The sequence below is a fragment of the Guyparkeria sp. TX1 genome (assembly GCF_046523965.1).
GTDB lineage: Bacteria > Pseudomonadota > Gammaproteobacteria > Halothiobacillales > Halothiobacillaceae > Guyparkeria.
The window spans coordinates 845,140-871,175 of the sequence record NZ_CP144142.1 but is presented as its reverse complement, the minus strand read 5'-3'; the positions used below and the strand labels follow the sequence as shown (position 1 = coordinate 871,175).

The 26,036-nt window shown below is 66.9% G+C and carries 25 protein-coding genes; 18 read left to right on the top strand and 7 right to left on the bottom strand.

Annotated elements, in window-relative coordinates; all coding sequences use genetic code 11:
- From mltB to ppa, 4 genes are all read right to left on the bottom strand, one after another.
- Complete coding sequence (gene mltB, locus VWP12_RS04135; protein ID WP_410474735.1) at positions 1-1,029, bottom strand: lytic murein transglycosylase B; 1,029 nt, start codon at positions 1,027-1,029, stop codon at positions 1-3.
- Positions 1,029-2,168, bottom strand: coding sequence for a rod shape-determining protein RodA (rodA, locus tag VWP12_RS04130; protein WP_410474734.1), 1,140 nt, complete (start codon positions 2,166-2,168; stop codon positions 1,029-1,031). The genes mltB and rodA overlap by 1 nt, the downstream gene beginning before the upstream one ends.
- Positions 2,169-2,171: 3 nt before the next feature.
- A complete protein-coding gene (gene mrdA, locus VWP12_RS04125; RefSeq protein WP_410474733.1) occupies positions 2,172-4,010 on the bottom strand; it encodes a penicillin-binding protein 2 in 1,839 nt (612 codons plus the stop codon).
- Between the two features lie 142 nt (positions 4,011-4,152).
- Positions 4,153-4,683, bottom strand: a complete 531-nt coding sequence (ppa, locus tag VWP12_RS04120; RefSeq protein WP_125198003.1) for an inorganic diphosphatase — start codon at positions 4,681-4,683, stop codon at positions 4,153-4,155.
- A 149-nt stretch (positions 4,684-4,832) separates the two neighbouring features.
- Here ppa and VWP12_RS04115 point away from each other — a divergent pair, with 149 nt between their 5' ends.
- The 9 genes from VWP12_RS04115 (at position 4,833) to VWP12_RS04075 (ending at position 14,785) form a co-directional block, all read left to right on the top strand.
- Positions 4,833-5,498, top strand: a complete 666-nt coding sequence (locus tag VWP12_RS04115) for an adenylate kinase (RefSeq protein WP_410474732.1) — start codon at positions 4,833-4,835, stop codon at positions 5,496-5,498.
- 9 nt (positions 5,499-5,507) lie between these two features.
- On the top strand, positions 5,508-7,856 hold the full coding sequence (locus VWP12_RS04110) for an LPS-assembly protein LptD (protein ID WP_410474731.1): 2,349 nt from the start codon (positions 5,508-5,510) through the stop codon (positions 7,854-7,856).
- Between the two features lie 141 nt (positions 7,857-7,997).
- Positions 7,998-9,410, top strand: coding sequence for a peptidylprolyl isomerase (locus VWP12_RS04105; protein ID WP_410474730.1), 1,413 nt, complete (start codon positions 7,998-8,000; stop codon positions 9,408-9,410).
- The gene (gene pdxA, locus VWP12_RS04100; protein WP_410474729.1) at positions 9,385-10,368 is read left to right on the top strand and encodes a 4-hydroxythreonine-4-phosphate dehydrogenase PdxA; all 984 of its coding nucleotides are present in this window, start codon (positions 9,385-9,387) and stop codon (positions 10,366-10,368) included. Before VWP12_RS04105 ends, pdxA begins: the two co-directional genes overlap by 26 nt.
- 2 nt (positions 10,369-10,370) lie before the next feature.
- Positions 10,371-11,204: a 16S rRNA (adenine(1518)-N(6)/adenine(1519)-N(6))-dimethyltransferase RsmA gene (gene rsmA / locus VWP12_RS04095; RefSeq protein WP_410474728.1), complete on the top strand. Its 834-nt coding sequence runs from the start codon at positions 10,371-10,373 to the stop codon at positions 11,202-11,204.
- Positions 11,205-11,285: 81 nt separating this feature from the next.
- Positions 11,286-12,008, top strand: a complete 723-nt coding sequence (gene pgl / locus VWP12_RS04090; RefSeq protein WP_410474727.1) for a 6-phosphogluconolactonase — start codon at positions 11,286-11,288, stop codon at positions 12,006-12,008.
- Positions 12,005-12,406 carry a Co2+/Mg2+ efflux protein ApaG gene (gene apaG / locus VWP12_RS04085; RefSeq protein WP_410474726.1) on the top strand — a complete coding sequence of 134 codons (402 nt, stop codon included), beginning with the start codon at positions 12,005-12,007 and terminating at the stop codon, positions 12,404-12,406. The genes pgl and apaG overlap by 4 nt, the downstream gene beginning before the upstream one ends.
- A 111-nt stretch (positions 12,407-12,517) precedes the next feature.
- On the top strand, positions 12,518-13,354 hold the full coding sequence (locus VWP12_RS04080; protein WP_410474725.1) for a symmetrical bis(5'-nucleosyl)-tetraphosphatase: 837 nt from the start codon (positions 12,518-12,520) through the stop codon (positions 13,352-13,354).
- Positions 13,355-13,390: 36 nt separating this feature from the next.
- The gene (locus tag VWP12_RS04075; RefSeq protein WP_410474724.1) at positions 13,391-14,785 is read left to right on the top strand and encodes an MFS transporter; all 1,395 of its coding nucleotides are present in this window, start codon (positions 13,391-13,393) and stop codon (positions 14,783-14,785) included.
- Here VWP12_RS04075 and VWP12_RS04070 read toward each other — a convergent pair.
- Together VWP12_RS04070 and VWP12_RS04065 are read right to left on the bottom strand one after the other, a co-directional pair.
- On the bottom strand, positions 14,745-15,206 hold the full coding sequence (locus VWP12_RS04070) for a nuclear transport factor 2 family protein (protein WP_410474723.1): 462 nt from the start codon (positions 15,204-15,206) through the stop codon (positions 14,745-14,747). The two genes, VWP12_RS04075 and VWP12_RS04070, sit on opposite strands and share 41 nt — an antisense overlap.
- Complete coding sequence (locus tag VWP12_RS04065) at positions 15,203-15,991, bottom strand: SDR family NAD(P)-dependent oxidoreductase (protein ID WP_410474722.1); 789 nt, start codon at positions 15,989-15,991, stop codon at positions 15,203-15,205. Before VWP12_RS04065 ends, VWP12_RS04070 begins: the two co-directional genes overlap by 4 nt.
- 153 nt (positions 15,992-16,144) lie before the next feature.
- Between VWP12_RS04065 and VWP12_RS04060 the strand changes: the two genes are divergently transcribed.
- The 6 genes from VWP12_RS04060 (at position 16,145) to coaE (ending at position 22,647) form a co-directional block, all read left to right on the top strand.
- Positions 16,145-17,119: a MerR family transcriptional regulator gene (locus tag VWP12_RS04060; protein WP_410474720.1), complete on the top strand. Its 975-nt coding sequence runs from the start codon at positions 16,145-16,147 to the stop codon at positions 17,117-17,119.
- Between the two features lie 73 nt (positions 17,120-17,192).
- The gene (locus VWP12_RS04055) at positions 17,193-17,642 is read left to right on the top strand and encodes a PAS domain-containing protein (protein WP_410474719.1); all 450 of its coding nucleotides are present in this window, start codon (positions 17,193-17,195) and stop codon (positions 17,640-17,642) included.
- Positions 17,643-18,031: 389 nt separating this feature from the next.
- A complete protein-coding gene (gene pilB, locus VWP12_RS04050) occupies positions 18,032-19,729 on the top strand; it encodes a type IV-A pilus assembly ATPase PilB (RefSeq protein ID WP_410474718.1) in 1,698 nt (565 codons plus the stop codon).
- A gap of 28 nt (positions 19,730-19,757) precedes the next feature.
- A complete protein-coding gene (locus VWP12_RS04045; protein ID WP_125198018.1) occupies positions 19,758-20,990 on the top strand; it encodes a type II secretion system F family protein in 1,233 nt (410 codons plus the stop codon).
- A 90-nt stretch (positions 20,991-21,080) separates the two neighbouring features.
- Entirely contained in the window at positions 21,081-21,965 is an 885-nt protein-coding gene (locus VWP12_RS04040) for a prepilin peptidase (protein ID WP_125198019.1), read from the top strand.
- A gap of 7 nt (positions 21,966-21,972) precedes the next feature.
- Positions 21,973-22,647 (top strand): dephospho-CoA kinase, encoded by a 675-nt coding sequence (coaE, locus tag VWP12_RS04035; protein ID WP_410474717.1) that lies wholly within the window; start codon positions 21,973-21,975, stop codon positions 22,645-22,647.
- Here the strand turns inward: coaE and VWP12_RS04030 are convergent, their stop codons facing one another.
- Positions 22,648-23,109, bottom strand: a complete 462-nt coding sequence (locus tag VWP12_RS04030) for a hypothetical protein (RefSeq protein WP_410474716.1) — start codon at positions 23,107-23,109, stop codon at positions 22,648-22,650.
- A gap of 79 nt (positions 23,110-23,188) precedes the next feature.
- Between VWP12_RS04030 and VWP12_RS04025 the strand changes: the two genes are divergently transcribed.
- The 3 genes from VWP12_RS04025 to trmB are packed head-to-tail and all read left to right on the top strand — an operon-like array spanning position 23,189 to position 25,804.
- Positions 23,189-24,247, top strand: a complete 1,059-nt coding sequence (locus VWP12_RS04025) for a YgfZ/GcvT domain-containing protein (protein ID WP_410474715.1) — start codon at positions 23,189-23,191, stop codon at positions 24,245-24,247.
- A 38-nt stretch (positions 24,248-24,285) separates the two neighbouring features.
- On the top strand, positions 24,286-25,098 hold the full coding sequence (locus VWP12_RS04020) for a thiazole synthase (RefSeq protein ID WP_125198023.1): 813 nt from the start codon (positions 24,286-24,288) through the stop codon (positions 25,096-25,098).
- Positions 25,099-25,102: 4 nt separating this feature from the next.
- Positions 25,103-25,804, top strand: coding sequence for a tRNA (guanosine(46)-N7)-methyltransferase TrmB (gene trmB, locus VWP12_RS04015; protein ID WP_410474714.1), 702 nt, complete (start codon positions 25,103-25,105; stop codon positions 25,802-25,804).
- Positions 25,805-26,036: the final 232 nt, after the last annotated feature.

Below are 26,036 nucleotides of genomic sequence, written 5' to 3'. Positions count from 1 at the left end.
TCACTCGTCGCGATGGTCGACCGCCTCTTCGATGGCCTGGGCCAACTGCCAGACGGCCGTGGCGTAGAGCACACTGTGATTGTACCGGGTGATGACATAGAAATTGTTCAGCCCCACCTGATAGGCCACGTCATCGCCGTCGGTGAGGGTGAACAGCATCACCTCGAAGTCGTCGGGCACCGGCGCGTCATCCGGCACGGAAACGCCCCGCTCGCGCAGTTCGCCCAGCGTGGTCTTCGGTGCGAGATCCCGCGCCTGATTGAGCAGGTCCTCGACATCGGCATCGTTGATGTCGACCTCGAACATCACCGGCTCGCCCTGCCCCCAACCATGCTCGACGAAATAGTTGGCCACGCTGGCGAAGACGTCGTGGTGGCTGTCCCACAGGTCGCGGCGGCCATCGCCGTCGCCGTCGACCGCGTAATGCCGGTAACTCGACGGAATGAACTGGGGCAAGCCCATGGCACCGGCATAGCTGCCCTCGGCCTTGTCCATGGAGAGCCCTTCCTCACCGGCCAAGCGGATGAAGTCGACCAGCTGGCCGCGGAAGAATTCCCCACGGCGCGGGTAATCGAAACCCAGCGTCGCCAGCGCGTCGATCACCCGATAACCGCCGGTGATGCGTCCGTAGTAGGTTTCCACGCCGATAATGGCGGTGATCACGTAGGGTGAGACGCCGTAAGCCCCCGCGACCTGGTCGAGCAGTTCACCGTGCTCCTGCATGAATTCGGCGCCGCGTTCGATGCGCTTGTCGGTGAGGAAGATGGGGCGGTATTCGCCCCAGGTCTTGGATTCGGCCGGGCGGGTGATCGCGTCGATGATCTTCTGCTTGTATTCGGCCGAGCCCAGCCAGGCCTCGACCTGCGTACGCGACACCCCCGTCTCGTCGACCGCCTGATCGACGAAGGCCTGCACATCTTCGCGTTCGAGGTAGTCGCCAGCCTGCGCGCCCCCGACAACAAGGGAGCCGGCAACAAGGGAAGCGCCGAGAAGCGCGCTGTAAAAAGACTGTGCCCAAGCTTGTGTCATCAGCGATCGTGCCCCAGGAAACTGCGTTGCGTGCGGATGCTCATCAGCATACCCAAACCCACCATGATGGTCACCAGCGCGGTGCCGCCGTAGCTCATCAACGGCAGCGGGGCGCCGACCACCGGCAGGAGCCCCAGCACCATGCCGGCATTGACCAGCACGTAGACCATGAAGGTCATCGAGATCGAGGCCGCCAGCAGGCGCCCTTCGACCGACTCGGCGTGCTCGGCGATCCACAGCCCGCGCCAGATGACGGCGAGGTACAAGAGGAACAGCACCAGCAAGCCAACCAGACCGAATTCCTCGGCATAGACCGCCAGGATGAAGTCCGTGGTGCCCTCGGGTAGGAAGTTCAGGTGCGACTGCGTGCCCTGCAGCCAGCCCTTGCCCCAGACACCCCCCGAGCCGATCGCAATCATCGACTGGATGGTGTGATAGCCGGCGCCCAGCGGGTCGCTGGTCGGGTCGAACAAGGTCAGCACACGCTGCTTCTGGTAGGCATGCATGACGAAGAACCACATCACCGGCATCGCGGCGGTCACCAACGCGACGAAACCGCCGATGTACCACCAGGACAGGCCGGCGAAGAACAGTACGAACAGGCCCGACGCCATGATCAGCAGGGACGAGCCCAGATCCGGCTGGCCGGCGATCAGGACGGTGGGAATGCCCACCGCGAGCATCGCCGCCAGCACGTCCAGCGGCCTGGGCGGCAGGGGGCGGCGGGCGAGAAACCAGGCGATCGTCATCGGCATGGCCACCTTCATCAGCTCGGCCGGCTGGAAGCGGATCACGCCGAGATCGAGCCAGCGTTTGGCACCACCGCCCATGTCGCCCACCAGCCAGACGGCCACCAGCATCAGCACCACAACGGCAAACAGCCATGGCGCGACGACGAAGAACCAGCGCTGCGGGATCTGGGCGATGAGCAGCATCAAGCCGAACCCCAGCCCGAGGCGCACGATACTGCGCTCGACCCAGGCCTCGCTCTGCTCGGCGGCCGAGTAGCCGGCCACCACCCCGATCATGGCGATCAGGGCAACGAAGAACAGCAGGACGGGGTCGAGCTTGAATACCGAGCGCAGCGTGGCGCCGAGTCGGTCGCCCAAACGCATGGGTTTCAGACGATCACTGGCCATGGATCAATCCCCGCGCTCGGAAAATTCGGGCTGAACGTCGGCGTCCGGCTCGACATCGAACCAGAAGTCCATCACCTGTCGGGCAATCGGTGCGGCGGTCCCCGACCCGCTGCCCCCGTGCTCGGCAATCACGGCCACCGACAGCTTGGGGTCGTCATAGGGGGCGAATCCGACGAACAGGGCGTGGTCGTGCAGGCGGCGCTCGAGCTCCTCGGCATCGTACTCGTCGTCCTGGGCCACCGAGAACACCTGGGCCGTGCCCGTCTTGCCCGCGATCGGATAGGGTGCCTCGATCTTGTGCGCCGTGCCACGCTCGTGGCCGACCACGGAGCGCATCGCCTCGCGCGCCCGCTGCCAGTAATCGTCGCTCGAGAGCTTCAGGCGCGACTGCGGCGAGCGATCGTCGGCGACCAGCCATGGAACGTGGCGCACACCGGACGACGCGAGGGTGGAGGTCATGTTGGCCATCTGCAGCATCGTGGAGAGCATGTAGCCCTGACCGATCCCGGCGATCACCGTCTCACCGGGGAACCACACTTGCTGCTTGGCCCGCTGCTTCCAGTCGCGTGAAGGCATCAGACCGGCCGACTCGCCGGGCAGGTCGATACCGGTCTTCTGCCCGATGCCGAACTCGGTCAGGAACGCGTGCATGCGATCGATGCCCATCCGAAACGCCAGGTCGTAGTAGTAGACATCGACCGAGCGAAACACCGATTCCTCGAAGTCGACCCAGCCGTGACCCCACTTGCGCCAGTCCCGGTAGCGGTGGTCGTTGCCGGGGATCTGGTAATACGGCCCGGCAAAGAAGCGTTCGTCCGGATCGATCAGCCCGTACTCCATGCCCGCCAGCCCCATCACCGGTTTGATGGTCGAACCCGGCGGATAGGTGGCCCGGGTCGCGCGGTTGTAGAGCGGCCGATCCGGATCCTCGAGCAGCTCGCGATAGGCCTTGTGACTGATGCCGTCGACGAACAGGTTGGGGTCGAACGACGGCCGGGACGCCATGGCACGGATCGCTCCGTCACGCGGGTCCTGGGCGACCACGGCACCGGCGTACTCGCCCAAGGCGGCCGCCGCCACGCCCTGCAGGCCGACATCGATGGTCAGGGCGATGTCCTCGCCCGGCACCGGGCGTTGCGTGTCGAGCACCTTGACCTCGCGGCCGAGCGCGTCGACCTCGACGATCCGGTAACCCGGCTCGCCGTGCAGGCGGTCCTCGTACTGGCGCTCGATGCCGGTCTTGCCGATGTACTGCGTGCCCTGGTAGGCATCCGGATCGAGGCGCTTGACGTCCTCGGCGTTGATCCGCCCGACGTAGCCGACCACGTGTGCCAGCAGTTCGCGGTAGGGGTAGACGCGCTTGAGGCTGGAGACGATTTCGGTGCCCAACAGCCAGGGCTTGAGGCGCGCGATCCGTGCCCGTTCGACCTCGTCGAGACCGGTCTTGACCAGCACCGGGTCGAAGCGACGACTCACCCGGATGCGCTCCTCGAGCGCCTCGACGGCGGGTGCATCCAGCCCCAGCACGTCCGCCAGCATGGCCAGCTCGGCACCCACGTCCTGGCTGTGCTCCGGGGTGATCTGCACCTGGTAGGTGGCGACGTTGTCGGCCACCACCTCGCCCTGGGCATCGAAGATCCGCCCGCGTTCGGGCGGCACGACCACCAGGCGGGTGCGGTTCTCTTCCGACTTGGCGAGGTAATGATCGTGCTGGGCGATCTGCAGCCAGGCGGCTCGCCCCAGCAAGGTAAGGACGACGACGAGCGAGATCAGGGCCGCGAACAGGATCCGCAGGCGGAATACCCGCCGGGCCCGGCCATGGTCATGGAGACGATCTAGCATCGATTCGCTCGGGGCTCGCCGTTAGACAGGCGCCATCGCATCGGCGCCATCGGGGGAAACAAGCGCGGCCGACGGGTCGTGTTCCCGCCGGCCGCGTCAATCGGTGATGCCGGACACACGGTGTGACCCGACTCGCACCGAATTACTGCTGCTCGTGGCGGGCGATCGAGTCCTCGATCTCCTTGCAGGCCGCGGCCTTGTCGGCAAAGCCCTTGCACTCGACCCACTTGCCCGGCTCGAGCGCCTTGTACTGCTCGAAGAAGTGCTGGATCTGCTCGAGCAGGAAGCCCGGCAGGTCCTCGACCTTCTTGACGTCGTGGTAGTGCGGGGTGAGCTTGTCGTGCGGCACGGCGATGATCTTGGCATCGATGCCCGACTCGTCGGTCATCTCCAGCATGCCCACCGGACGCGCGCGGATCACCGAACCCGGCTGCAGCGGCAGCGGCGCGACCAGCATCACGTCAACCGGATCGCCATCGTCGGAGAGCGTCTGCGGGATGAAACCGTAGTTGGTCGGGTAGTACATCGAAGTCGCCATGAAGCGGTCGACCAGCAGCGCGCCGGAATCCTTGTCCAGCTCGTACTTGACCGGAACGCCCTGTACCGGGATTTCGATAACGACATTGATGTCTTCCGGCGGATTCTTGCCGGCGGAGATCTTCGACAGGTCCATAAGGATCAGCCTCGATTGTGAAGGGAAGATAAAGCTGTCTCGCCGCAAGTCGCGGCGTTTTCGTTATGATACCGTTTTTCGCCGGTCGACCGGAGCCCCGGTCTCGAATTCGGTCGGCAAAATCCACGGCTATCAAGATCTGGAAAACCATGCGAATCGTACTTTTGGGCGCCCCGGGGTCGGGCAAGGGCACACAGGCAGCACGCCTAGTGGAACACTACAAGGTCCCGCAGATCTCAACCGGCGACCTGCTGCGCGCCGCCGTGGCGGAGGGCACCGAGCTCGGCCTCAAGGCCAAGGCCGCGATGGACGAGGGCCAGCTGGTCAGCGATGACATCGTGCTCGGCATGATCCGCGAGCGCCTCGCGCAGCCGGACACCCAGCGCGGTTTCATCCTCGACGGCTTCCCGCGCAATATCGCCCAGGCCGAGGCACTCGACGAGATGCTCGAAGGCCTCGAGCGCCCGCTGGAGCTCGGCATCCTCCTGGATGTGCCGCTCGACAAGCTGATGAAGCGCCTGACCGGCCGGATGACCTGCAAGGAATGCGGCGCGGTGTTCAACCGCTTCACCAATCCGCCGGATTCCGACCACCAGTGCGACCACTGCGAGCACGAACTGGTTCAGCGCAACGACGACAACGAGGACACCGTGCGTCGTCGCCTGGAGGTCTTCCAGGAGCAGACCGCGCCGCTGGTCGAGTACTACGAGCGCGACGGGCGCCTCGCCCGCGTCGACGGTGAGCGGGAAATCGAGCAGATCGCGGCGGACTTCCGCAAGATCCTCGATCCCATCGCCCCGTCGTCCGACAGCTGAGCCTTAGGCATGAAGTCAGGGAAGACGCGCAAACCGTTGGCCATCGCCATCGCCGCCGCCCTCGGGGCCGGTGGGCTGGCCGGCAGCCAAGCGCTGCTTTCGGCCGACGTTGCCGACAGGGGTGAGTACGGCCTGTGCCCGACCTTCGGCCCGGAGCGCCCCGCCTACCAGCCACTGGCCGAGGGCGAGCCGGGCAAGGCCTCGGCCGACCGGGCCGAGTACGGCACGGACGGCGTCGTCACCCTGATCGGCGATGCCATTGTTGACGAGCCGGGACGACGCGTACGCGGCGAACGGCTGATCTATCGGCAGGGCCCCGAGGACCGCGTCTCCGCCGAAGGCAATCTCTGGCTGCAGACCGACGACATCGCCGTGCAGGCCGAACGCGGCGAGCTCAACCTCGACACCGACGCCGGGCGCCTGGAGCGCGCGCACTACTGGCTGGAGAGCCAGCATCTCTCCGGCGTGGCCGAGACCATCGTCCAGGACGATCGGCAGCACTACCGCCTCGGCCAAGCCACCTTCTCGACCTGCCCGACCGAAAAGCGCGACTGGGAATTTCAGGCCCGCGAGATCGACCTCAACCGCGAGACGGGCCGGGGCGAGGCCTGGCACACCACCCTGCGCGCCGGCGGCGTACCGGTGTTCTACACGCCGTATCTCAACTTCCCGATCGACGATCGTCGTCAGTCCGGCTTTCTCTATCCGACCTTTGGCAGCAGCTCCGAGGGCGGATTCGAGTATGCCCAGCCCTACTACTGGAACATCGCGCCTAATCTCGACGCGACCTTCACCCCCACCCTGCTGACCAAGCGGGGCCTGGGCCTGGGTGGGCAGGTCCGTTGGCTCCACCAGTTCGGCACCCAGGACCTCGGCCGCGACCAGCTCGATTTCTTCTACCTGCCGGATGATCGCGTCGAAGGCGGCTCGCGCTGGTCGCTGGGACTGGACAGCAACGGGCGGATCAACCCGGACCTCGACTACCGCGTCGACATCAACCGCGTCTCGGACGACCGGTTCTTCCAGGACTTCTCCACCAACCTGGAACAATCGACGGCCAGCCACCTGCGCAGCGACGTGAGGCTTAACGCCCGCCCCGGTGGCGGCTGGAACCTCGGCCTGCAGGCCCAGCGCTTTCAGACCATCAACCCGGATCTGACCGAATACCAGTACCCGTACCGGATCATGCCGCGGCTGACCGCCAGCAACAGCTTCGGCCTGGGGCAATGGGGCGAGCACGTCGCGCCCAGCCTGAGCGTACGCGCGGACGTCACCCGCTTTGCCCACCCGTCGAGCGAACGCATTGCCGGTGATCGGGCGCATGCCGCCGTCGGCGTCGGCCAGACCTTCGAGGACACCTGGTACCGGCTGCGCCCACAGATCACACTCGACACCACCAGCTATCACCTGGATGACGCCGACCCCAACACGATTGACGGCAGCCGGGATTTCGATACCAGCGCGACGCGAACCGTGCCTATCTCGAGCATCGACGGCAGCGTGTTCCTCGAGCGGGCCTACGGCGAGACCGGCCGCTACCGCGCCCTGCTCGAACCGCGGCTCTACTACCTCCACGTGCCGTATCGCGACCAGAGCGATATCCCGTTGTTCGACAGCGGGGAGCCCACCCTTAGCTATAGCCAGCTGTTCCGCCCCAACCGCTATTCCGGTGGCGACCGGGTGGCCGACGAGAACGCCCTGACCTACGGCCTGTCCTGGTCGCTGATCGACACGCAGCAGGGCACCGTGCCACTGTCGCTGCGCGTGGCCCAGCGTTATCGCTTCCAGGATTCCGAGACGGTCCTGCCGCCCAATCTCGCTACACCGGAGACCCACCCGACGTACCGTGAAGCCGGTGGGTCGGCCGTGCTCGCCGAGGTCTACAGCGACGTCACCCAGAACTGGAACGGTTCGTTCACCGCCGAATACGATACCGACCGGGAACTGATTGCCCGCTCGCAGACCCGTCTCGGCTATCGCGGTGAGGACAATCGCGTCCTGAATTTCTCCTGGTTCACCCGCAAGGGCATTGAAGACAACCCCTATGACAATGATTATCGTCAGGGTGACGTCTCCTTCGCCTGGCCACTCTCGAGACGCTGGTCGATGCTCGGCCGCGTCGGTTACGACTTTGAATCCGAGCAGGTGGTCCAGTCCCTGCTCGGCGTCGGGTACGAGTCCTGCTGCTGGTCGGCGCGACTGGCCTTCAAGCGCTATATCGTCCGCCCGGACGTGGGTGACTTGACAGGAGACGATGCGGAATACTCCAACGCCGTGGTCTTCCAGATCGAACTCAAGGGGCTGGGCGGCATCGGCGGCAACCAGTTCCGCGATGACATCCTCGGCTTCGACCCCTAAGGAAGGCCTGCACGAGCCGGTGCCCGCGGGAGTCGGGCACCCCATCGGCCCCACCCGGCCGGATGCGTTATGATCGCCCGAGCCCGGGGGCGTCACCCCGGGGCATTACTGAATTTCAACGCCGCAACCGCGAGTAGATCCATGCCTGTTTTGCACGCTCCGACACCCCGCCACGCGCGTCGACCGCTGGCCGTGCTGGCCACCCTGTTGCTGATCGCCACGCCCCTCAGTCAAGTCGCCGCCCAGGCCGCCGGCGCGAACGGCGAGCAGAACCCCGGCATGAGCGGGTTCCAGCCGCTGGATCGCATCGTGGCGGTCGTCGATGACCGGGTCATCACCCAGCAGGAGCTGCAAGCCGAAGTGGCCCAATTGGGCGGCCAGGTCGATCTTGCCAACATGAGCCCGGCCGACGAGCAGCGACTCGGCGAGCGGGTGCTCGACCGCATGATCACCGAAGCGACCATGCTCGAGCGTGCCGACAAGATCGGCATCCAGATCGACGACACCCGCCTCAATCAGGCCCTGAACGGCATCGCTCAGCGCAACGGCATGAACCTCTCCCAACTGCGCGACGCCGTCGTCGGCCAGGGACAGAACTGGGCCGACTTCCGCAACGGCATCCGCGATCAGATGCTTCTCGAGGAACTGCAGAAGCGCGAGGTCTACAGCCAGATCAACGTCTCCGATCGCGACATCGACGCCTACATCGAGCAGCGCACCGGCAGTTCGGCCGAGCAGACCGAATACCGCCTCGCCCAGATCCTCGTCTCCGTGCCGGAGAACGCCTCGCCCGAGGCCATTGAACAGGCCGAGGCCCGCGCCCGCGAGATTCGCGACGAACTGGTCGATGGCGCCGATTTCGCCCGCGTATCGGCCGAACGCTCGGATGCCCTGAACGCCGACGAGGGCGGCGATCTCGGCTGGCGCGAGCCGGCGCGCATCCCGTCATTGTTCCTGCCCGTCGTCCAGGGCATGGAGGCCGGCGAGGTGAGCGACATCATCCGCAGCCCGAACGGCTTTCACATCGTCAAGGTCAACGACACCCGCACCACCACCGGCACCGCGGCCGTGACGCAATATCGCGCCGAGCACGTGCTGCTGCGCCCCCGCGAGGATCGCGACCCGACCGCAACCCGCGAGCTGGCCGAACAGCTGCGCGAGCAGGTGGCCAGCGGCGATGCCACGCTCGCCTCGATCGCGCGCGAATTCTCGGACGATCCGGGCTCGGGCCAGCGCGGCGGGGATCTCGGCTGGGTGAATCCCGAGGACATGGTGCCGGCCTTCGCCGACGCGCTGGAATCGGTCCAGACCGGGCAATTGAGCCCGGTGTTCGAAAGCCAGTTCGGTTTCCACTTCCTGCGGGTCAACGACCAGCGCCGCCAGGAGGTCTCCGGCGAGGATCTGCGCGAGCAGGCGCGGAGCGCCATCGGCGAGCGTCGCGCCGACGAGGAGCTGACCAAGTACATCCGCCGCCTGCGCTCCGAGGCCTACATCGAGAACCGCCTGACCGGCACCGTCAACGACGCCAGTGGCCAGCGTGCGCTTGGTCGTTAGTAGCGGCGAACCGGCCGGCATCGGCCCGGACCTGCTGCTCGCGCTGGCCGCCGACCCGGCCTTCGAACCGCCCGGCGAACTGGTCGTCCTCGGCGACCGGGACGTGTTCGCGGCCCGCGCCGACGCCCTGGGCCTGCCCTTTGACTGGCCACAAGCCGGCCAGTCGGCATCAGCCAAGCCCGGCTTTCGCTTCCATCACCTGCCCACGCCGAACCCGGTCACGCCCGGCCGGCTCGACCCGGGCAATGCCCGCCACGTGCTGGACATGCTCGATCATGCCGCCGACGGTTGCCGTGACGGCCGCTACGCCGCGATGGTCACCGCGCCCCTGCACAAGGGCGTGATCAACGATGCCGGCATCCCCTTTACCGGCCACACCGAATATCTCGCCGAACGTGTCGGCGGCACCCCGGTGATGATGCTGGTGGCCGACACCCTGCGCGTGGCGCTGGCCACCACCCACCTGCCGCTGGCAAAGGTGCCGGAGGCGATCACCGGCGAGGGCCTCACCACGGTGCTCGAGACGCTGCACGCCGCGATGGTCGACTGGCTGGGCAAGCCGCAACCGCGCATTCTGGTCGCGGGCTTGAACCCGCATGCCGGCGAATCGGGGCACCTGGGCGACGAGGAAATCCGCGTGATCGGCCCGACACTCGAGGCCATGCGCGAGCGCGGCATCCAGGCGATCGGCCCGCTGCCGGCCGACACCCTGTTCACACCCCGCCACCTCGACGGCGCCGATGCCGTGCTGGCGATGTACCACGATCAGGGCCTGCCGGTGCTCAAGTACGCCGGCTTCGGCCGCGCGGTGAACGTCACCCTCGGCCTGCCGATCGTTCGCACCTCGGTCGACCATGGCACGGCCCTGGACCTGGCCGGCACCGGACGAGCCGAGCACGGCTCGCTGGCCGCGGCGATCGCGCTGGCCGCCGAGATCACCCAGCGGTCAGCGGCCTGATCATGGCGGCACAGGGCAACCAGACCAAGGGCATCCAGGACGGTCATCGGGCGCGCAAGCGCTTCGGGCAGAACTTCCTGGTCGACTACGGCGTGATCGACCGCATCCTCGGCGCGATCCCGGGCGACGGCCCCGTTATCGAGATCGGGCCGGGGTTGGGGGCGCTCACCGTCCCACTGGCCCAGCGGGGCAACCGCGTGATCGCGATCGAACTCGACCGCGACGTGATCCGGCATCTGCGCGTCAAGCTCGACGCCGAGCGCGTCGGCCGACAGGTCGAGCTGGTCCCCCAGGATGCCCTGCAACTAGACCTGACCGCACTGGCCGAGGCCCACGGGCTCACCCCGCCTCTGACGCTGGTCGGCAACCTGCCCTACAACATCGCCACGGCCCTGATCACCCGCCTGCTGGCCCAGCGCGAACGGATCGGTGAGATGGTGTTCATGGTGCAGCGCGAGGTCGGCAACCGGCTGGCCGCCTCGCCCAACGACTCGGCCTATGGGCGGTTGAGCGTGCTCACCGCCATGCACGCCGAGGTCGAGCACCTGTTCGATGTCCCGCCCGAGGCCTTCAACCCGCCGCCGAAGGTCGACTCCAGCGTCATCCGCATCACGCCTCGCGCCGAGCCGCTGGTGCCGCCCGCCGAACAGGCCCATTTCGAGCGCTTGGTCACCGCCGCCTTCGCCCAGCGACGCAAGACCCTGCGCAACAACTTGAAACCCCTCATGCCAGCGTCAACAATTGAGGCGTCGGGTATCGACCCGTCGCTACGCGCCCAGGCACTCGACATTCCCGCGTTCCTGGCGCTCACCCGGCGGCTCGACCCCAGCAACTGATCGGCCTCCGGTCGACTTGTGGTCAGGGTGGTGTCCGCCAGCACCATCGCCTTCTCCCTTTATCGCAGGAACAACACGGCCATGTCCGCCACCGCCGACATACATGCCTATCCCAAGGCCGAAGATGTCTTTGCCGCCTGCGCCGAGTTCCTGGTCGAGCGGCTGACCGCGGCCGTGCGAGACCGCGGTGTCGCCCGGATCGCGCTGGCCGGCGGGGGCACACCGCGGCGGCTCTACCAGCTGCTCGCCCACCGCTACCGCAACGCACTCGACTGGCAGGCGGTGGAGTTCTATTTCGGTGACGAGCGCAATGTGCCGTTGGACCACCCCGACAGCAATTTCCGCATGGCGCGACTGTCGCTGTTCGAACCGCTGGGCATCCAGCCGCACCGCACCTTTCCGATGATCTCGGATCAGCAACGCGACCCCGAGCAGGATGCGGATGCCTACGAGATGGCCCTGCGACGCTGGACGGCGGGCAAGGTACCCCGCTTCGACATCACCCTGCTGGGACTGGGCAGCGACGGTCACTTCGCATCCTTGTTCCCGGACACACCGGCACTGGCCGAACGAGAGCGCCTGGTGGCGGTCAACCCGGTAGCCAAGCTCCACGGTCATCGGCTGACGCTGACCTTCCCGGTATTCGAGGCCGCCCGCGACGTGGTCTTCCTGGTACTGGGCAACGACAAGCGCCCGTCGCTCGCCCGCATCCGCGACGGGCTTGCCGAGCTGCCGGCCGAGCGGCTGGCCGCCAAACGCCCCACCCACTGGTTCGTCGATCGCGCCGCGGCAGGTGCCCCATGATGCTGACCACTTCCCCCCTTGCCGAATCGATCCACATCCGCCCGCGCGCCGTGTTCGTGCCGGAGCACAGTGAGACGAGCGCGCAGCGATTCGCTTTCGGTTACGAGATCGTGATCGAGAACGGCAGTGACGAGCCGGTCACCCTGACCGACCGCCACTGGGTCATCGATCATGGCAACGGCTGTCTGAAGGAGGTGCGCGGCGAGGGCGTGGTCGGCGAACAGCCCCGCATTCTCCCCGGCGAGAAGTTCTCCTACCGCTCCGGCGCGGTGATCGAGTCACCCGCCGGCCGTATGTGGGGCGACTATGGCTTTGTCAGCGACCAGGGCGACGTGCTCCGGGTGAGTATCCCGACCTTCGACCTGGTTGCCCCGGCGGCCTTCCGCAGTATCCAGTAGTCTCTCGCCGCGCCGGCGACTCGGCCGACCGGCTCGGCATACGCCCCGGGAGGCTGCTCGGGTGCTAGCATTCCCCCTTTTCCACTGCACGCGACGGAACCTCCCCGCTTCATGGCCACCTACGCAATCGGCGACCTGCAGGGCTGCCTCGACCCGCTTGAGGCATTGCTCGAACAGATCCGTTTCGACCCGGCGACCGACCGTCTCTGGTTTGTCGGCGATCTGGTCAACCGGGGCCCGCAGTCGCTCGAGGCGCTGCGGTTCGTTCGCGAGCTGGGGGATCGCGCCGTTACCGTGCTGGGCAACCACGACATCCACCTGCTGGGCTGTTATTTCGGCACCCGGGTCGCCCGCGGTCGCGACACGCTCGCACCGATCCTGTCCGCCGAGGACGGCGACGAGCTGGTCGACTGGCTACGCCGGCAACCGCTGCTGCATCACGACCCGGACCTCGACTGGACCCTGGTGCATGCCGGCATCCACCCCGCCTGGGACCTGGAGACGGCACAAGCGACCGCCCGGGAAACGGAGACGGCCATGCAGACCAAACAACCGCTGCCCTTCTTCGGCGAGATCTTCGGCAACCAGAGCGACCACCCGGCAGGTAACACTACGCCGATCGACCGCCAGCGCTTCGCCATCAACGTGTTCACCCGCATGCGCTACTGCCACCCCGACGGCCGGCTCGACTTCGCCGAGAAGCGCCCGCCGGCCGATGCCGACCCGGCGCTGACGCCCTGGTTCGCCGTGCCCGACCGGGCGATGGCCGACCGACGGATCGTCTTCGGCCACTGGTCGACCCTGGGCCCGGCAAAGGGGCGTGCCAATGCCTGGGGCATCGACCAGGGCTGCCTCTGGGGGCATCAACTGACCGCCCTGCGCCTGGAGGACGAGGCCTTGTTCGCTATCGAGTGCCCGGGTGCGCAGAAGCCCAAGGCCGGCAAATGATCTTGGTTGTCACCGGACAGGCCGCGGAGACGCGCGATGCTTAGCACGGTGTTCTCGGTCCAGTCGCTGCTCGCCGGCATGGGCGTGCTGCTCGCCGGCTCCGGCCTGCTCGCCACCCTGCTCGGCCTGCGCGCTGCCGAGGAGGGGTTCTCCGACGGCACCATCGGCCTGGTCATGTCGGCCTTCTACGTCGGCTACGTGCTGGGCACGCTCACCATCCCGGCGATCATTCGGCGCGTGGGTCACATCCGCACCTTCGCCGCCCTGGCCGCGATTTCCTCGGCGGCCGCCATCCTGCACGGCCTGTGGGTCGAGCCCTGGTTCTGGATGCTCCTGCGACTGATCAACGGCGTGACCCTGCTGGGTCTCTACATGGTGATCGAGAGCTGGATCAACGAGAAGGTGACCACGCACCGCGGACAGGTGTTCGGCATCTATATGATGGTCAGCCTGTTCGCCTACGGCGCCGGCCAGTTCCTGATCGGCATCTACGGCCCCATGGAGGTCTCGACCTTCGCGATCGTCGGCCTGCTGTTCTCGCTGGGGCTGGTGCCCATCGCGCTCACGCGGGTGAGCCAGCCGCCGCCGATGGAAACCACCCGGCTGCCGCTGACCGAGCTGTTCCGCCTGGCCCCCACCGGCGTGATCGGCGCGGCGATGTCCGGGGTGATCACCGGCACCGTCTACGGCATGGCGGCGGTCTACGCCAACCGCATCGGCCTGCCCGACACCCAGGTGGCCACCTTCGTCGCCGCGATCATCGTCGGCGGCGGGTTGCTGCAATGGCCGATCGGGCGCCTGTCCGACGGGCGCGACCGCCGCTACGTGCTGATCGTGATCTCGGCGATCGGCGGCGCGTTTTCCGTGCTGCTCGCCCTGCAGGACTGGTTCCCGGGCTGGACCCTGTTCGCCCTGGCGCTGGTCTTCGGCGGGTTCTCCTTCTCGCTCTACGCGATCAGTGTCGCGCAGACCAACGACCGGCTGTCGAGCGACCAGGTGCTTGAGGGCACGCGCGGGCTGTTGATGGTCAACGGCGCCGGCTCGGCCGTTGGGCCGATGGTCAGTGGTCTCGCCATGGGCTGGTTCGGCGCGGCCGGTTTCCCGCTGTTCGTACTCGCCGCGCTCGGCACCATGATCCTGCTGGTCTTCTGGCGCATCCTGATCGACGCGCCGGTACCGGACGACGAGCGGGGCGACTACGTCTTCACCCACCGCACCTCGGCGGCGGGCCTGGAGCTCGATCCGCGCACCACCGACGAGGAGAGCGAGTCGCCGCCGACCAACGAGCACGTCAGCGACGCCGCGCCGCCCATCTACGAGACCGACCCGGCCTGGGAAGACTACGAAGGGCCTCCGGGAGCGATCGACGACCCCGACAATACGAGTCGCCTCAGCGACTTGCGGAGCCCGGGACGGCCAGGCGACGCCTGATGCAGCGCATCAACCAGCCGAGCACCGGCACCCGCTCGTAGAGTTGGGCAGCCGGGTCCCAGTAGTCGACGTGCTCGACCACCCGCCCGTCGCGCCCCAGCACGAGCTCGGACATGCCCTCGATCGACAGGCCGTGCGCCGAGGCGTCGCAGTGCATCCGCCAGCGCAGCAGGGCACGATCGCCATCCACGGCCCGGGCCTGCACCACGAAGCGCATCCCCGGACACTGGGCAAAGCCGTGGGCGAACACCGCTTCGATTGCCTCGATCCCGCGCACATCGTTGAACGGGTCGACGAAGCGCGACTGTTCGGCGTACACCGTCGCCAGCGTCTCGAGGTGATCGACCCGCAGCCCCTCCATCACGGCCACGTAGCGCTCGAGGGCGGCTGCCCGATTCAGGTCACGCCCGGGCACCGTCACGCCCCCGGCTCCCTGAGCATGCGCCGCGTCACCCGGAAATACAGGGCGTAGGGCAGCAAGCGCAGGCCCTTCATCACCCAGCCAAAGCCGCGCGGCGCCAAGATCTCGAAGCCCCGTCCCTCCAGGCCGCGGGCGATCAGATCGGCGGCATCCTCCGGCTCGATGCGCCCCGGCATGGCGAAGTCGTTCTTGTCGGTCAGGCGGGTGCGCACGAAGCCCGGATTGATCACGCGGATCGCCACCCCCGCCCGCTCGAACTCGGGGCGCAACGACTCGGCGAGATTGATCATCGCCGCCTTGCTCGCGCCGTAGGGTGCGGCGTAGGGCAAGCCGCGGTAGCCGGCCACACTCGCCGTTAGCACGATCTCGCCCGCCCCCCGGGCGATGAAATCCTCGCGCACGGTGTCGATGCCGTTGACCGCCCCGAGGAAATTGACCCGGATCAGCCGCTCGAACAACGCCGGATCGAAGTCCGCCAGCCCCATCGGCTCGTAATCACCGGCGTTGAGGATCACCGAGTCCGGCATCCCCCATCGCTCGACCAGTTCCCGGTACGCAGTCGCCATCGACTGCGGATCGGTCACGTCGGCGACCAGCGGCAGGACACGATCGGGGTCGCGCGCGGCACGCTCTTCCAGGCGCTCCTGGTGACGCGCCGAGATCGCGACCCGATATCCCCGCGCCACCAGCCGATCGGTGAGGGCCGCACCGATGCCGCTGCTCGCGCCGACCAACCAGCAGATCCGCGCCGAACGGGCATTCGCTTTCGCTTTTGAGTCAGTCATGCATTTGGGCCTCGCATTGCCTCTGATCGAGCACCGGACGCCACCCGGCGCCCGTCCAGGATCGTGTCGGAAATCACGCCACGAGCGTAGTCGAGGGCTGCTACAATATCGATGCAGAAGTTATACATCACTCGATACGTCGCAGGTGGCGCCTTGTCCACGACCGAATCCAGCCCAGCCGAAACCGAAAGCCAGGCCTTGCTGCCGATCCGATCGGTATCGCAGATCACCGGGGTCAACCCGATCACCCTGCGCGCCTGGGAGCGTCGCTACGACCTCATACGCCCAACGCGCACCCCGGCCGGACACCGGCTCTACAGCCAGGCAGACATCCGCACCATCCAGCGCATCCAGGAACTGGCCGAGAGCGGCATGGGTTTCGCCCAGATCGCCTCGTTGCTCGAGCAGGAAGGGCCCGACACCGGGGGCTCGGCGAGCGAGTCGGCCCCGCCTTTAGCGACCCAGCCCCACGTCTCGCCACCCCGCTCGCTGCTCGACCGGGTGATGCGCGCGGCAATCGATCTCGACCCATCCGAATTACGCACGGCCGAAGCCACCGCCCTGATGTGGCTCACCCCCGAGGACTACCTGCGCGAGGTGCTGATCGAGGCACTCGCCCAACTCGAGGCGCGCACCGCTTGGCCGGACCGGGATCTGGGCCTGGTGTGGCTGGCCGAGTACATCAAGGGGCGCGCGGAATGGGTGGCCGATGCCCCGGGTCGCCCCCCCGGCCCGGTGGTCGTGATCGACAACCTGGTGCCGGGCCGACCGTTCTCCGCCGGCGGCCTGCGACTGTTCACCGCCCTGCACGACGACCAGTTCCATGTCCGGCTGCTGCCGACCGGCCTCACCGAGGCCCAACGCACGCAAATGGCGCGTCGTTGGGGCGCACGCGCCTGGATTCGCCTCGACACGACCCGCCCCGAGCATCCGGTCCGGAGCGCGGCCGGGGCGCGGGTCTTCCGGTGCGAGCTGCCCCTGCGCGAGCCCGAGAACGGCAACGAGGCGGTCGATTTCATGCAACGCTGGCGCGAACTGGTGGAAAAGGACATCCAGCATTGTCGCGAACAGGTGGCCGAGGCACTCGGGCGCCCCGAGCCGGCCCCGGTCCGCCTGACCCGTCACTGACCCTACCTGTGGACATCGTTTCGTCTGTGTCACAATGCGTGGCTCAACGCGCAACAGGAGATCCAGGACCTTGATGCTGGATGCGAATCTGCTGAAGAAGGCGGTCAACGCCTCCACGGACGGGATCGTGATTGCTGAGCAGGAAGGCTCGGACAACATCCTGATCTATGCGAACCAGGCCTTCGAGGAGCTAACCGGCTACTCCGAGGAGGAGATCCTCTATCAGGACTGCCGCTTCCTGCAGGCCGGTGATCGTGAACAGAGCCCTCTGGCGGAAATCCGCGAGGCCATCCGTCGCGGCGAGGCCACCCGCGTGGTGCTGCGCAACTACCGCAAGGACGGCAGCCTGTTCTGGAACGAGCTGTCGATCACCCCGGTCTTCAACGACGACGACCACCTGACCTACTTCATCGGCATCCAGCGCGACGTGACCGAACTGGTCCGCATGCGCGAGGAGAACGAGCGCCTGCGCGCCCGGGTCGCCGAGCTCGAATCCCGCCAGGAGTCGGGCGCGGCCGACTGAGCCGAACACCGCAGCGCGTCTAAGGAAACGCTGCACGATTCGATAGTGCCTCTGCGGGACCGCAAAGGGCCCAGTTGCAAGGCGCGGTCCGAAGTGAATGGCGGGGTCCTTCACAAGGACTGCAACGCGGCAAATGGGGCCTTGGCGGCCCGCCCGAATGGGGCTGACAGATTTGCCCGTACTCGGCGTTTCCGCCCCTCGCCGGGCAGTGAGCCCGCCTTCGGCACGGCGCCTTGATTGCGAACAAACCTGTTAGCCAGCGGCGCCATCGAATCGTGCAGAGTTTCCTCAAGGAACCTTGTCAGAAACCAGCCAAGCGGGCATGCTTTGCGCATGCCGCCCCGCTCCCGGGGCAGAGAACACGGACGCGACAACGCACAGGCGGATCGATGAGCGCACCCCCCGTCAATGGACTGCTCAGCGCCCTGGTCAGGGAGGACGCCCTGTCCTCCGACCAGGCGAAGGCCCTTCAAACCAAGGCTGACAGCAGCGAGGACTCGCTGCTCAACACCATAATCGCCGAGGGCGTGTCGGCGGCGACCATTGCCGCCGTCGCCTCCAAGCGCTTCGGCCTGCCGCTGGTGGACCTCGATGCCATCGACACCAGCGACCTGCCACTGAAACTCGTCCCCGAGAAGGTCCTGCAGGCCAACATGGCGCTGCCGCTGTTCAAGCGCGGTCGGCGCCTGACGGTGGCCGTGGCCGACCCGTCCGACACCGGTGCCATCGACGGCTTTCGTTTCTCGACCAACATGGCGATCGAGGCAGTGGTCGCCGAGGCGCCGAAGATCGCGCGCCTGCTCGAGGAGGCCCTAAGCGACAGCATGGACGCCCTGGGCGACGAACTCGACGACGACCTGTCGAACGTCGAGTTCGAACGCGAGGACGACGACGCCCACGACGTCGAGGATGCCTCTATCCAGGACGACGTGGTGGTCAAGTTCGTCACCAAGCTCCTGACCGACGCCATCCGCAAGGGCGCCTCCGACATCCACATCGAGCCCTACGAGAAACAGTTCCGCGTGCGGTTCCGCGTCGACGGCATGCTCACCGAGAGCGCCAAGCCGCCGGCCAACCTGGCCGATCGCATCATCGCGCGCGTCAAGGTGATGAGCCGGATGGATATCTCCGAGCGGCGCATCCCGCAGGACGGGCGCATCAAGCTCAAGCTGTCCAAGAACCGCTCGATCGACTTCCGTGTGAACACCTGCCCGACCCTGTTCGGCGAGAAGGTCGTGCTGCGTATCCTCGACCCGACCAGCGCGCAACTGGGCATCGATCAGCTCGGCTACGAGCCCGAGCAGAAAGCGCTCTACATGGATGCGCTCGACAAGCCCTACGGCATGATCCTGGTCACCGGCCCCACCGGCTCGGGCAAGACGGTCTCGCTGTATACCGGCCTGAACATCCTCAACACCGGCGATCGCAACATCTCGACCGCCGAGGACCCGGCGGAAATCGTGGTGCCGGGCATCAACCAGGTCAACGTCAACCCCAAGGTGGGGCTGACCTTCGCCAACGCCCTGCGCGCCTTCCTGCGTCAGGATCCGGACGTCATCATGGTGGGCGAGATCCGGGACCTGGAAACGGCCGAGATCGCAATCAAGGCCGCCCAGACCGGCCACCTGGTGCTCTCGACCCTGCACACGAACGATGCACCGCAGACGCTCACCCGGATGGTGAACATGGGGGTGCCGGCCTACAACATCGCCTCGTCGGTGAGCCTGATCATCGCCCAGCGACTGGCGCGGCGCCTGTGCAATAATTGCCGCACCAAGGAGAGCGTCCCCGACGAGGAACTTCGCCGGGAGGGGTTCACCGCCGAGGACCTCGCCGGCTCGCCGAAGATATTCAAGGCCGTCGGCTGCGACCAGTGCACCAACGGCTACAAGGGCCGGGTCGGCATCTACCAGGTGATGCCGGTCTCCGAGGCGATGGGGCGGATCATCATGGAAGGCGGCAACGCGATCGACATCGCCGATCAGGCACACAAGGAAGGCATCCCCGACCTGCGGCGCTCGGGTCTGAAAAAGGTGCTTGCCGGCGTGACCAGCCTCGAGGAAATCAACCGCGTCACCAAGGACTGAAGGCGGCCGGGATCAAGGGAGAGACAAGATGGCCATTGCGGCACGCAAGAACAAGACAACCGAAAAACCCGTCTTCAGCTACGAGGCGCGCACCAAGGAAGGCCGGGTAATCAAGGGCGAGATGGCGGCGTTCAACGACACCGCCGTGCGCGCCGAGATCCGCCGCCTGGGCATGACCCTGATCCGGGTCAAGCGCAAAGCCAAGCCGCTGTTCTCCAGCTCCAAGCCGGTCCAGCCGCGCGACATCGCCACCTTCGCCCGGCAGCTGGCGACCATGATGACCGCCGGTCTGCCGATCGTGCAGGCCCTGGACATCATCGCCCAGAGCGCCGAAAAGAAGACGATGAAGGACCTCATCAACGAGGTGAAGAACGACGTCGAGAGTGGCACCAACCTGGCCGATGCCCTCGACCGGCACCGCAAGTACTTCGACGAGCTGTTCGTCAACTTGGTCCGCGCCGGCGAGCAGTCCGGTGCGCTGGAAGTAGTGCTCGATCGCATCGCGACCTACAAGGAAAAGACCGAGAGCCTCAAGGGCAAAATCAAGAAGGCGCTGTTCTATCCGACCGCGGTTTTGGTGGTCGCTTTCATCGTCACCGCGATCCTGCTGATCTTCGTCATCCCGCAGTTCGAATCACTGTTCCAGGGATTCGGCGCCGACCTGCCTGCCTTCACCCAGTTCGTCATCGGCCTGTCCGACCTGTTCCGAGCCTACTGGCACTTTATCTTCGGCGGCATCGCCGCGGTGATCTTCCTGTTCGTGTTCGTCAAGCGCCGTTCGGACCGGTTCAACCACTTCCTCGACCGGATAGTCCTCAAGCTGCCGATCTTCGGCCCCTTGATGGAAAAGTCCGCGATCGCCCGATTCGCCCGTACGCTCGCCACCATGTTCTCCGCCGGTGTGCCACTGGTCGAGGCCCTGCCGCCGACGGCCGGGGCGACCGGCAATGCCGTGTTCCGCGACGCGGTCATGAGCATGCGCGATCTGGTCTCCGCCGGCTCGCCACTGCGCATCGGCATGCAGCAATCCAACCTGTTCCCGGTGATGGTGATCCAGATGGTCGCCATCGGCGAGGAGACCGGTGCGCTCGACAGCATGCTCGCCAAGGTGGCCGACATGTACGAGGAGGAGGTCGACAACATGGTCGATGCGATGTCGAGCCTGCTCGAGCCGATGATCATGGCCTTCCTCGGCATCGTGGTCGGCGGCCTGGTCATCGCCATGTACCTGCCGATCTTCAAGCTGGGCGCCGTGGTCTGATCACCAGGTTTCCGGCTCGCCCTTCCGACGGCCCGTGTCATTCATCGGGCCGTTTCCATGTCAGGCCCCCGTCCCAGGTCCGAGCAACCCATGTCCGAAATCCAAGCCATCTTCCAGCAACATCCGGCCATCTGGATCACTGTGGCCAGCCTGTTCGGCCTGCTGGTAGGCAGCTTTCTCAATGTCGTCATCAACCGGCTGCCGGTAATAATGGAACGCGAATGGAAGCGCGAATGCCGTGCCCTGTTGGCCGGCGAGGACGCGCCCGCCACGGCCGACGACGAGCCCTTCAACCTGGTCCGCCCGCGCTCGACCTGCCCCCGATGCGGCAGCTCCATTCGCGCCTGGCAGAACATCCCGGTGCTCAGCTGGTTGCTGCTACGCGGGCGCTGCGCCAACTGCGGTCAGCCCATCTCCTGGCAGTACCCGCTGGTGGAACTCGCCAGTGCCGCCCTCGTCGGCCTGGCCGCCTGGCAATTCGGCCCGACCGCGCTCGCCCTGGCCGTGTTCCTGTTGAGCTGGGCCCTGCTCGCCGCATCGGTCATCGACCTCAAGACCCAGCTGCTGCCCGACGTGTTCACCCTGCCGCTGCTGTGGCTGGGCCTGCTCCTGCCGATCCTGCTACCGGACTACCATCTCACGCTCGACGAGGCAGTGCTGGGCGCCGTGTTCGGCTACCTCGCGTTATGGTCGGTGTACTGGTTGTTCCGGCTGCTCACCGGCAAGGAAGGCATGGGCTTCGGCGACTTCAAGTTGCTCGCCGCGCTGGGGGCCTGGCTGGGCTGGCAGATGCTGCCGCTGGTAATCCTGTTCTCGGCCCTGGCCGGCAGCTTGATCGGCATCGCCATGATCCTGCTGCTGCGCCACGACCGGCGCATCCCCATCCCCTTCGGCCCCTATCTGGCGATCGCAGGGCTGGTCGCCCTGTATCTGGGCGAGCCGATCATGACGGCCTATCTGGGCGGTCCGTTCTGATCGTGGCATGAGGACTCAGGCCCCAAACCCGTCGGAAAACCCGTCGGAACCGCCCGAGACTTGCGGGCGCATCGTCGGCCTGACCGGCGGCATCGCCAGCGGCAAGAGCCTGGCGACATCGATCTTTGCCGAGCTGGGCATCCCGATCGTCGACACCGATGCGATCAGCCGCGAGCTGGTCGAGCCGGGCAGCCCCTGCCTCGATGAAATCCAGGCTCGATTCGGCGACGAGATCCTGCTCGAGGATGGCCGGTTGGATCGCGACCGGCTCCGCCGGCTGATCCTCGATCAGCCGGCGGAGCGCGCCGCGCTGGAGGCGATCCTGCATCCGGCCATCCGGGTAAGGGCCCGCGAACGCGCGACGGCCGCGGCCCATCACGCGCCCTACGTGCTGGTGGTCGTGCCGCTGCTCGCCGAGGCCTCGGTCTGGCCGGCCTACCGCGACTGGCTCGACGCCGTGATCACCCTGACCGCCCCGCCTGCGCTGCGGCGCGAGCGACTGGCCGCCCGCCCGGGGATCGATGCCGGGCAAGCCGAGCAACTGATCGCCGCCCAGGTCGATGACCGCGCCCGCCGGGCGATCGCCGATTTCGAGCTGGTCAACGATCGCTCGCCCGAGGCCCTGCGCGAGCAGATCCTCGAACTGGACGGCCGCCTGCGGCAACCCGACTCGAGCGACTGATCACGGCGACCCCAACGTCAAAAAGCGCTGCAACCGCCACCAGCCGCGCCGCCCCAGCCGCCACGGCGTGAGCCAGAGGGTGAACCGCCCGGCAGCGGAATCATCGAGAGTTACCCCGACCAACAACGGGCCTTGCCACAGCACGCGCGTCTCCCCGCGTATCGACTCCCCGTCGGGCAGCAGCACCTCCGCACGACCGGCTGACCAGGCCAGTCGCCCCTCGATGGCAAAGCCCGGGGGGCGATGACGAAGCCAACGCCACAACCAGCCCGAGACCACCAGCCAGGCCGCCGAACGCCACAGCCATTCCAATGGCGGCGTGTGCACCCCGACCGGCCGGGGTGCCTGCCAGACGACCAGGCTCGCCGCCAGCCAGGCGGCCAGCACCAACCCAACCCAGGCCGCCAGCAACCAGCGGTCGGCAACAAGCGATTCACTCAATCCTTCCGATACCCGTTCCATGGGCGCCCTTCCATCCAAGCCAAGCCGCGGGGGGTGATGCTATCCTTGCCCCCCGATCATTATGACCCCGAACTCGCCAATGTCCGACGCGACCGACACAACCTGGCACGACCTGATGCAGCCGAGCGACAGCCCGGCCGCCGGTGCGATCCTGCTGACCGACCTGCCCGAACGTCGAGTGATCGAGGTCGCCGGCTCGGAGGCACAGGCGTTCCTGCACGCGATACTCACGCAGGACATCAACGCACTGAGCGACGAGGCGGCCTCCTTCTCCGCGTTTTGCAGCGCGAAGGGCCGGGCTCTGGGCTTGATGCGCATCGCCGCGCACGAGGACGGATTCCGTCTGGTCACGCGCGCCGAACTCGCTCCTGGCCTGCTCAAGCGCCTGCAGATGTACGTCCTGCGACGCGACGTGCAGTTGTCGCTGGCCGAGGACCAGACCGCACTCGGGCTGATCTGGCCAGGAGACGCCAAGTCGATGAGTTGCCCGTTCGATGATGCCGCTGCCTGCGAGGCGATCGAACGCCTGAGCAAGACCCAGCCGGCTCCCGGCCGCTGGCCCGCCGTCGTCGATGCACAGGGCCGGCTGTTCCTGCGCGAAGAGCAGCACGCGAACAACGGCGTGCGCATCGCCGTCCATGGCCCGGCCAGCGATCTGGAAGCCATGGTGCGCTCCGCGACCGACGCCACGGCGATCGTCTCGACCGATCACTGGGAGCGCGCCGAAATCGAGGACCGCCTCCCCGAGGTCACCAGCGAGACTGCCGAGCACTTCGTGCCGCAATGGATCAACCTCGACGAGCTCGAGGCATTCAGCCTGAAGAAGGGCTGTTATCCGGGTCAGGAAGTCATTGCCCGGATGCATTACCTGGGCAAGCCCAATCGGCGCCTGTTTGCAGGCCACGTGCTCGGGCTCGCCCCGCCGGCACCCGGCACGCCGATCCACAACGACAAGGACGAGACCGCCGGCGAAGTGGTGCGCAGCGCCCCGCTGCCGGACGACTCGGGCAGCCTGGTGCTCACCGTAATCAAGCTCAAGCACCTGCACGATCCGCTGACGATCGACGGCCTGGCCTTGAGCCTCGACCCGCACGACACCATCGAGGGCGGCAGCCACCGGGCCGGCGCCCGGCATTGACCGCCACCCCTACATCACACGCAATCGAAACCAAGCCCATGACTGACAACCGTCCCGAATCCAGCCTGACGGCCGACCAGCCGCTGATCGTCGGCAGCCGCCGCTTCTCCTCGCGCCTGCTGACTGGTACCGGCAAGTACAAGGACATGACCGAGACCCGCGAGGCCACCGAGGCCGCCGGGGCCGAAGTCGTCACCGTGGCGATCCGTCGCAGCAACATCGGCCAGAATCCGGACGAGCCCAACCTGCTCGACGTCCTGCCGCCGGAGCGCTTCACCATCCTGCCCAACACCGCCGGCTGCTACACCGCCACCGAGGCAGTGCGCACCTGCCGCCTGGCGCGCGAACTCCTCGACGGCCACAACCTGGTCAAGCTCGAGGTGCTCGGCGACGAGAAGACCCTCTACCCGGACATCACCAATACCCTGCTCGCCGCCGAGACCCTGGTCGAGGACGGCTTCGAGGTGATGGTCTACACCTCCGACGACCCGATCGTCGCCAAACGGCTCGAGGAGATCGGCTGCGTGGCGGTCATGCCGCTGGCCGCCCCGATCGGCTCAGGGCTCGGCATCCAGAACAAGTACAACCTGATGACCATCATCGAGAACGCCGAGGTACCGATCATCGTCGATGCCGGCGTCGGCACCGCCTCGGATGCGGCCGTGGCGATGGAGCTCGGCTGCGACGGCGTGCTGATGAACAGCGCCATCGCCCACGCGAAGAACCCGGTGCTGATGGCCTCGGCGATGAAGAAGGCCATCGAGGCCGGACGCGAGGCATTCCTCGCCGGGCGCATGCCCCGAAAGCGCTTTGCGAGCGCCTCCTCGCCCGTCGACGGCCTGTTCTTCTGATCCCATGAGTGAAACGACCGAAAAGAGTGACGGCATCCGGCGGCGCATCCGCTCGTTCATCCGCCGCGAGGGCCGACTCACGCCGGGCCAGCAGCGGGCACTCAACGAGCTGGGACCGAAATACCTGATCGAGCCGGAAGGCCCGCGGATCGACCCGGCCGAATTGTTCGGCCGACAGGCACCGTTGACCCTGGAGATCGGTTTCGGCAACGGCGACAGCCTGGTCGAGATGGCCGCCAAGGACCCCGACGGCGACTTCATCGGCATCGAGGTCCACCGCCCGGGCGTGGGCCACCTGCTCAACGGCATCGAGCACTTCGGCCTGACCAACCTCAAGGCCGTCTGCGGCGATGCCGTGCCGTTCGTCGAGCAGCGAGTGCCCGAGGAAAGCCTCGACCGGCTGCTGCTCTACTTCCCGGACCCCTGGCACAAGAAGCGCCACCACAAGCGCCGCATCGTGCAGACGGCGTTCGCCGACCTGGTCGCCACTCGCCTCAAGCCCGATGGACTGTGGCACCTGGCGACCGACTGGGCCGAATACGCCGAGCACATGCGCGAGGTGCTCGATGCCCACCCGGCGTTCGTGGCCGAACACGAGGGCAGCGGCGAGAATGCCCGGCCCGACTGGCGCCCGCGCACCAAGTTCGAGCGACGCGGCGAGGAACGTGGCCACCAGGTCTTCGATCTGCTCTATCGCCGCCGCTGAACGCGGCAGACACAACCCCTTACCGGGGCTGGAAACCGGCCGGCACGCCGGCGCAGCAGGCCAGCCCCGGTAGCCTGCCAACTTGTTCCCGACCGGCTAAACCCCTATTATCGTGGGCTTTCGTTTGCCGAGTGAGTCGAGTCGCGCGCACCAGAAACGCGCTCCTCCCCGGTCGAAACGACCCGATTCCGCCGCTTTTCCACGTTTCGTTTTTATTGCTTTCCAACAGGAG

Coding starts and splice junctions, on each gene's coding strand:
- VWP12_RS04025 (WP_410474715.1), top strand. CDS start 23,189: ATGTCCGACGCGACCGACACAACCTGGCACGACCTGATGCAGCCGAGC.
- mltB (WP_410474735.1), bottom strand. CDS start 1,029: ATGACACAAGCTTGGGCACAGTCTTTTTACAGCGCGCTTCTCGGCGCT.
- VWP12_RS04040 (WP_125198019.1), top strand. CDS start 21,081: ATGTCCGAAATCCAAGCCATCTTCCAGCAACATCCGGCCATCTGGATC.
- rsmA (WP_410474728.1), top strand. CDS start 10,371: ATGGCGGCACAGGGCAACCAGACCAAGGGCATCCAGGACGGTCATCGG.
- VWP12_RS04030 (WP_410474716.1), bottom strand. CDS start 23,109: ATGGAACGGGTATCGGAAGGATTGAGTGAATCGCTTGTTGCCGACCGC.
- trmB (WP_410474714.1), top strand. CDS start 25,103: ATGAGTGAAACGACCGAAAAGAGTGACGGCATCCGGCGGCGCATCCGC.
- VWP12_RS04055 (WP_410474719.1), top strand. CDS start 17,193: ATGCTGGATGCGAATCTGCTGAAGAAGGCGGTCAACGCCTCCACGGAC.
- pgl (WP_410474727.1), top strand. CDS start 11,286: ATGTCCGCCACCGCCGACATACATGCCTATCCCAAGGCCGAAGATGTC.
- VWP12_RS04110 (WP_410474731.1), top strand. CDS start 5,508: ATGAAGTCAGGGAAGACGCGCAAACCGTTGGCCATCGCCATCGCCGCC.
- VWP12_RS04065 (WP_410474722.1), bottom strand. CDS start 15,991: ATGACTGACTCAAAAGCGAAAGCGAATGCCCGTTCGGCGCGGATCTGC.
- coaE (WP_410474717.1), top strand. CDS start 21,973: ATGAGGACTCAGGCCCCAAACCCGTCGGAAAACCCGTCGGAACCGCCC.
- rodA (WP_410474734.1), bottom strand. CDS start 2,168: ATGGCCAGTGATCGTCTGAAACCCATGCGTTTGGGCGACCGACTCGGC.
- VWP12_RS04020 (WP_125198023.1), top strand. CDS start 24,286: ATGACTGACAACCGTCCCGAATCCAGCCTGACGGCCGACCAGCCGCTG.
- VWP12_RS04115 (WP_410474732.1), top strand. CDS start 4,833: ATGCGAATCGTACTTTTGGGCGCCCCGGGGTCGGGCAAGGGCACACAG.
- pilB (WP_410474718.1), top strand. CDS start 18,032: ATGAGCGCACCCCCCGTCAATGGACTGCTCAGCGCCCTGGTCAGGGAG.
- ppa (WP_125198003.1), bottom strand. CDS start 4,683: ATGGACCTGTCGAAGATCTCCGCCGGCAAGAATCCGCCGGAAGACATC.
- VWP12_RS04105 (WP_410474730.1), top strand. CDS start 7,998: ATGCCTGTTTTGCACGCTCCGACACCCCGCCACGCGCGTCGACCGCTG.
- mrdA (WP_410474733.1), bottom strand. CDS start 4,010: ATGCTAGATCGTCTCCATGACCATGGCCGGGCCCGGCGGGTATTCCGC.
- apaG (WP_410474726.1), top strand. CDS start 12,005: ATGATGCTGACCACTTCCCCCCTTGCCGAATCGATCCACATCCGCCCG.
- VWP12_RS04075 (WP_410474724.1), top strand. CDS start 13,391: ATGCTTAGCACGGTGTTCTCGGTCCAGTCGCTGCTCGCCGGCATGGGC.
- VWP12_RS04080 (WP_410474725.1), top strand. CDS start 12,518: ATGGCCACCTACGCAATCGGCGACCTGCAGGGCTGCCTCGACCCGCTT.
- VWP12_RS04045 (WP_125198018.1), top strand. CDS start 19,758: ATGGCCATTGCGGCACGCAAGAACAAGACAACCGAAAAACCCGTCTTC.